This is a genomic window from Actinomycetota bacterium (assembly GCA_036280995.1).
GTDB lineage: Bacteria > Actinomycetota > CALGFH01 > CALGFH01 > CALGFH01 > CALGFH01.
The window spans coordinates 1-6,465 of record DASUPQ010000258.1; the positions used below are offsets into that span (position 1 = coordinate 1).

Consider the following 6,465-nt stretch of genomic DNA (forward strand, 5'->3'; position numbering starts at 1 on the left):
GAGCTGGCCTCGGTGGACGACCGGGGTGGCCGCGCGGGCCGGGGCCGCTCCCCGGTGGCGGCCGTGGCCGACCGCCCGCCGGCCGACGGCCGGGAGCCGTCCGCCGACCCCGACCTGGACTGGATCGACAGCCGGGTGCCGATGGTGCATGTGCCCCTGCGCCGCCCGGACAGCTAGGGGCTGGCCGCGCCGACCAGCTTGCAGCCGACCTTGTAACGGGCGCAGCGGTACAGGACCAGGAAGGCGTAGGCGTCGAAGCCGGTCTCGCTGTCGGTCGGCCGCAGGCCCAGGTACTCGGCGGGCATGTTGAAGCGGTCGGCCACGGCCTGGACGACCCCGGTCGGCTTCAGGTAGCGGCGGTCGCTGTTCCAGTAGGACAGGAACCCACCCCGGAGCGCCGGGCGGTAGGCGACCCGGTCGGCGGCCCGGACGACGCCGTCGTCGCCGACCTGGACGCTGAGGGCCAGGTGGGCCACGGCGTCGGCGTAGGGCCGGCGGTCGACCTCGCCGGCGCTGTAGCCGAGCACCGTCTCCAGCATCCCGAAGGTGAACGTCCGCAGGGCGCTGCCCCGCTCCTTGTCGCAGCCGAGGGGGGTGCAGCGCGGGATCCCGAAGCCGAGCCGGTCGAAGCGGCGCTCCAGCGCGTCGGCGGTGCGGCTGGCCGAGGTGGTGGCCATCGGCAGCAGCGCCGACTGGTCCCGGTAGGTGCTGTCGGGCGCCTCGCCGCGGTTCAGCGCCTGGAGGGCCTCGATGGCCGGCAGCAGGGTGTCGTGGCGGGCCGCCAGCAGGTAGGGCCGCACGTCGGCCAGGCACGCCTTTGACCGGTAGGGATAGGCCGTCGGCGTGGCCGGGGGCTCGAGCTCGCAGTCGCCGTAGGCGTCAAGGAACGGCTCGTGGCGGTAGCTGAAGTCCCGCGGGGCGTCGCGGCCGCGGCCGAAGATGGCCGCTCTGAGATCTTGCCCGGGCACGAAGCCAGCCTTGAGCATGAAGCGGGCCAGGGCGTCGGAGCGGGCCTTGTCCTCCCGGCTGACCGCGTGGAGCCAGGCCAGCTGGGTCGCGTGGCGCACCGTGTACCGGAAGCTGCGCAGGTGGCCGACCTCGCGGACCGGGAAGCTGCGCCGCAGCAGCGGCTGCTTGCCGTCGGCCGCCCCCGGGGCCACGGTCCCCAGCAGGACGTCGTCGAGCCAGATCTCGGCCGCCGTGGAACGGTCCTCGAAGGCGACCACGGCCACGCTCACCCGGTAGGAGCGGCCCCCACCGGTGCCCCAGTCGACCTTGGCCCGGAGCCGCAGGCCCTCGGGCGTGGCCGGGGTGGCGAAGGTCAGCTCGTAGCTCTCGCTGGCGTACGACGAGGCCAGGGTGCGGATCCGGGTCGGCTCCGGGCAGTCACCGGCCTGGCAGCCGACGCCCTCGACCTGGCCGAGCAGCACCCAGCGCCCGTACCCGGGGAACCGCACCCGGATCGGCAGCCCGTAGTACTCGGACTGGACCGCCCCGGCGCGGCCGAGCGGCTTGTAGAGGCCGTCCAGGAACGACTCGGCGCGGGTGATGGCCGCGTTCAGGCTGGCCAGGCTCGGGGCCACGCCCGGGCCCGGTGGCGGCGGGTTGGACGCCCCCAGGCGGTCGACCATGTTCACCACCGCGCCGGCGACCATGGCCGTGGCCAGGGTCCCGGCGACCAGCAGGAGGACCGCGGAGCGGCGCCGCCGCGGCGGCGCCGGGCGCTGCGGCGGGACCGGCAGGCCGCCCGACGGCGCCGGGTCCCCGACCCACACCCCGAACGGGGGCGGGCCATCCGGGATCCCGCCGGCAGGCGACCACAACCGCGACATGCACCCTCCCCCGACCTGGCGACCTGCCCAGGTTGCCGGGATTGTGCGCAGGGGGGTTGGCGTCGCCCATACAGAGACCTACCTAGTGCGGCCAGGCACCGGAACGGGCGCACGACCAGGGCGGTGATGGCCCGTCCCGACCGGGCGCGCAGGTCATGGCCGCCCTGGCCGCGGGCCCGGCCGGGGCCGTGACCACCGCCGGGGGCGGCGGCGGGCCCGGGGCCCACCAGGTTACAAACCGGTCACGGCCACGGCGGGGCTGCCCGCGCCGTTTCGTGGGTTTCTCCGTTTGGAGTCGAACAGGCGTATCCACTAGTATTCGGCCGATCGATTCAGGGGGGCAACCATGCGACGGGTCACGGTGCTGGTGGTCGACAATCACCGGATGCTGCGGGAAGCGCTGGTCGGCATGCTGGAGCTGTCCGGCTTCGAGGTGGTCGGCACGGTGGCCGACGGCGCCGACGCCACCTCAATGGCCGCCGAGCTGGCGCCCGACGTGGTCCTGATGGACCTGTCCATGCCGGTCCTGAACGGCCTGGACGTGACCCGGCTGCTGCGCGAGGTCGCGCCGGCCACGGCGATCGTGATCTTCAGCGCCTTCGACAGCGCCGAGCTCCGCCGTCAGGCCTACGCCGCCGGCGCGGTCGCCTACCTGCCCAAGGGCTGCAGCAACGAGCGCCTGCGGGCGACCCTGGAGGCCGCCGTCACCGTGGCCGGCAGCAACCTCCACCGGGCCTGACCCAACCGGCCGCTCGGCCTGCAGCGGAAACCGGCCCTGCGGCCGCCCCGCTGTGGCACGGTTGCTGGCGAAGCACTGCCCGGAGCGCCCGTCCTGGGAGGCCACATGTCGAACCTCGTACCCGTCGTCGTCGAGCAGACCAGCCGGGGCGAGCGGTCGTTCGACCTCTACTCGCGGCTGCTGAGCGGCCGGATCGTGTTCCTCGGGACCCCGGTCGATGACACCAGCGCCAACCTGATCATGGCCCAGCTCATCCACCTGGAGAGCGAGGACCCCGACAAGGACATCCAGCTCTACATCAACTCGCCCGGCGGGTCGGTCACGGCGCTGCTCGGCATCTACGACACGATGCGCTACATCCGCTGCGACGTCGCCACCACCTGCCTGGGCTGGGCCGCGTCGGCGGCGGCGGTCATCCTGGCCGCCGGGGCGCCCGGCAAGCGCTACGCCCTCCCGCACTCCACGGTCCTGCTCCACCAGCCCCACGGCGGTGCCCAGGGCCAGTCGGTCGACATCGACATCCAGGCCCGCGAGATCCTGCGCCAGCGGGCCCTGGTCGACCGGATCCTGGCCGAGCACACCGGCCAGGACGTGGAGAGGATCGCCCGCGACACCGACCGCGACTTCATCCTCGACGCCGGCCAGGCCCTGGAGTACGGGCTGGTCGACGAGATCCTCACCGGCCGCCGGAGCGTCCCCGAGCTCGAACCGGCCGGCGCCCGCGGGTGACCGGATGCTCGGCCCCCGGCGCCCCGCCCCCGACCGGCCGGCGATGCCGGCCCTGACCGACGCCGAATGCTCGTTCGTCGACCACTACCTGGCCGTGGTCGACTTGACGGCCCGCATCAACCCGGCCCGCAGCAGCGGCCACGCCTACGCCTGCCTGCGGGCCGCCCAGTCCCTGGCCACCGAGGCCAGGGCGCTGCTGGCCGCGCTCGAGCTGATGTGGGAGCGGGGCGAGCGCGAGATCCACGTCCCCACCCTCACCCAGGCCCTCCGCGCCCTCGATGGCGAGCGCCGCGCCAGCAGGGTCACCATCCCGTAACGCTCCCGGGACGGAAGTCCGGCACACTGTCGCGATCCCGCTCGGAGATCGGGACAGGAGTTGGCGCGGATGGGTGCTGTGACCGGGTCGGTGTGGTCGCCAAGGTGGCCGGCCATGCTGGCCTGCACGGTCTGGGTGCTGACCGTGCTCGGGCTGGCCGGGACCCTTCTGATCGACCGCCTGCTTCACCAGGCCGGACGGGCCGACCTGACGGCGCTGACGGCCAGCGCCGTCCCGCTGGCCGTGGCGGCCATCAGCGCCGTGACCGTCGGGGCGGTGGTGGCCGCCCGCCGGCCCCGCCACCCGGTTGGCTGGCTGCTGCTCGCCATGGGGCTGTCCATCACCGTCCACGAGCTCACCTACAGCTACACCCGCTACGGGCTGGTCGTCCGGCCCGGCGCCCTCCCCGGCGCCGCCTACCTGGCCGGACTCAACAACGGCGTGGTCGTGCAGTGGATCGCCTGCGCCGGCTTCGTGCTCCTGCTCACCCCGACCGGGCGGCTGCCGTCGCCCCGCTGGCGCTGGTGGGCCAGGATCGCGGCCGCCGCGGCCGTGCTGTGGCTGCTGGGCTCGATCGTCGACCCGGTTCCGCTGCGCCCCGAGTACCCCGACATCGCCAACCCGTTGGGCGTCCCGGCCCTGTCCGGAGCGCTGAGCCTGCTCATGTTCGCCGCCCTGGTCGTCCTCGTCTCCCTGATCGTCGGGGCGGTGGCGTTGCTGCTGCGGTACCGCCGCGCCCGCGGGGTCGAGCGGCTGCAGCTGCGCTGGCTGATCTGGGGGGCGGCGGTGGCCTCCCTGGCGCTGGTGGCCGCCATCGCCTCACTGATCCTCAACGACGACTTCACCGTGCTGAACTTCGCCCTCGGCGTCAGCGCGGCCATGTTCCCGCTGGCCACCGGCGCGGCCATCCTGCGCTACCGGCTGTACGACCTGGACCAGATCATCAGCCGCACGGTGGCCTACGCGCTGCTCACGATCCTGCTCGGCCTCGGGTACGCGGCCGTGGTCCTGGGCCTCGGCCGCCTCCTGCCCGACAGCTCCAGCCTGGCCGTGGCCGCCGCCACCCTGGCCGTGGCCGCGGTGTTCCAGCCGGCCCGCCGCCGCGTCCAGCACGCCGTCGACCGCCGCTTCAACCGCCGCCGCCACGACGCCGCCCAGATGATCGAGACGTTCGGCGCCCGCCTGCGCGACCAGGTCGACCTGGACACCCTGACCCGCGACCTGCTCACCGTGGTCGACCAGACCATGCAGCCAACCCAGGCATCACTGTGGCTGCGGCCGCAACGGTCAACCTAGACGGCCGCCAGCTCGTCGGTGGGCTGGCAGGCTCGAACCTGCGACCGAGCGATGAGGAGTCGGAATGCCGCCCGGCCTCCAACCGCCTCGCAGCTACACGCGCTTCCCCGGCGCAACGCCCTAACGCGAACCCACCTCGGCGAACGGGCGGAACCGAAGCGCCGACCATACATCGTCAACTGAGACCTGGGTGACGGGACGGACGCCGAGATGCTGGAGCGCTTCCCAGAACACGTCGCGGTTCAGGTCGGTCGGGACCTTGGAGCTGCCCTTGGGGTAGGAGATCCAGAACAGGGCGCCGGGTTTCAGGGCGGCGTGGGCCGCCTCGAGGTGACGATCGAGGGTGGCTCGGTCCTTGGCGAACACCTGCACGAAGTCGAAGGTGCCGTCCAGATCGGTCGTCACCTCGACGCCCTGCGGCGGGCCGATCCGATCCGCATAGCCATCGGGCGGGTTGACCACCGCGGCCCGCTGGCCCGGCTTGATCCCGAGCTTCTTGATGAGGGCAGCATCGCCCATGGTCACGCGCCTCCCGTCTGGCGTCCGTGCGGGATGATCTCACGACCTCCTCGACCGGTTCCCAACCGTGCCAGTCCGAGCCAGCCCGCCTCCGAGTTGCGGATAGACCCTGGGGGCCATGGGCGGGTGGTTGAGCCGAGCCCAGACCTGGCCACCATCCCGTCCGGTAGCGTGTCCGACGGTTACGGTCGCCGGTCGTCGCGCACGTCGGTCTCGCCCTCCTCGACCTCGATCTGCTCCTGGTGACCTCCTCGGTGTCTGGCTGGCGCTGGGCCGCCGTGCCCGCGAGGCCGACGCCGTAGCCCAGGCGGTCGCCGTCGCCGTCGACCATGGTGCGGCCCTGCCAGCCACGGACGGTATCGGGATCCTTCACACATCGGTAGCGAACGCCTCGCGGGGATATCCGACGCCGGTACCAGTGCGCGAGAATGGGCGCCTATGGGCAGCACACGCATGAAGATCGAAGAGCGCATCGATGTCGAGGCGCTCCTCAAGAGCATCGGGTCGCTGCAGGATCTCCAGTTCCGCCAGCGGGGCCTGGAGCCGGCCATGCAGCAGGTCGTCGACGCGGCCAAGACGCTGTTCAAGGCCGACGGGGCCGGGTTGATGCTGATCGGCGAGGGCGAGGTGCTGCGCTGGGTGACCGCCACCGACCCGCGCGCCCAGGTCATGGAGGCGGCCCAGGAGCGGCTCGGCGAGGGCCCCTGCGTGGAGGCGTTCGAGAAGGGCAGCTTCCAGCTGATCCCGGACACCGCCACCGAGGAGCGCTGGCCCGAGCTGACCAGGGTGCTGCGCCACGACGGGGTCCATGCCGTGCTGAGCGTGCCGGTCCAGGTGGCCCAGGGCACCGTAGGCAGCCTCAACTTCTACCTGGCCGAGCCCCACGAGTGGGACCACAGCGAGCGCAACGCGGCCGAGGTCTACGGGCGGCTGGCCGGCGCCCTGCTCGGCAGCGCGCTCACCGCCGAGCTCCAGGGCCGGCTGATCGAGCAGCTCCAGTGGGCCCTCGACCACCGGATTCTGATCGAGCAGGC

The 6,465-nt window shown here is 73.0% G+C and carries 7 protein-coding genes; 5 read left to right on the forward strand and 2 right to left on the reverse strand.

The annotated features are described in order from the left end of the window. Window positions 1-173 precede the first annotated feature (173 nt). Entirely contained in the window at window positions 174-1,832 is a 1,659-nt protein-coding gene (locus tag VF468_08655) for a hypothetical protein (protein ID HEX5878376.1), read from the reverse strand. 346 nt (window positions 1,833-2,178) lie between these two features. On the opposite strand from VF468_08655, the gene VF468_08660 reads away from it, so the two are divergent. The 4 genes from VF468_08660 to VF468_08675 all read left to right on the forward strand — a co-directional run bounded on the left by VF468_08660 (window position 2,179) and on the right by VF468_08675 (window position 4,912). Next, entirely contained in the window at window positions 2,179-2,571 is a 393-nt protein-coding gene (locus VF468_08660) for a response regulator transcription factor (protein ID HEX5878377.1), read from the forward strand. 105 nt (window positions 2,572-2,676) lie between these two features. After that, complete coding sequence (locus tag VF468_08665) at window positions 2,677-3,300, forward strand: ATP-dependent Clp protease proteolytic subunit (protein ID HEX5878378.1); 624 nt, start codon at window positions 2,677-2,679, stop codon at window positions 3,298-3,300. Window positions 3,301-3,304: 4 nt separating this feature from the next. Continuing rightward, complete coding sequence (locus VF468_08670) at window positions 3,305-3,616, forward strand: hypothetical protein (GenBank protein ID HEX5878379.1); 312 nt, start codon at window positions 3,305-3,307, stop codon at window positions 3,614-3,616. A gap of 114 nt (window positions 3,617-3,730) precedes the next feature. Beyond that, complete coding sequence (locus VF468_08675) at window positions 3,731-4,912, forward strand: hypothetical protein (protein ID HEX5878380.1); 1,182 nt, start codon at window positions 3,731-3,733, stop codon at window positions 4,910-4,912. A gap of 120 nt (window positions 4,913-5,032) precedes the next feature. Here the strand turns inward: VF468_08675 and VF468_08680 are convergent, their stop codons facing one another. Continuing rightward, window positions 5,033-5,431, reverse strand: coding sequence for a hypothetical protein (locus VF468_08680; protein ID HEX5878381.1), 399 nt, complete (start codon window positions 5,429-5,431; stop codon window positions 5,033-5,035). A 453-nt stretch (window positions 5,432-5,884) separates the two neighbouring features. Here VF468_08680 and VF468_08685 point away from each other — a divergent pair. Then, window positions 5,885-6,465 (forward strand): GAF domain-containing protein (locus tag VF468_08685; protein ID HEX5878382.1); only part of this gene is annotated, 581 nt, incomplete at its 3' end.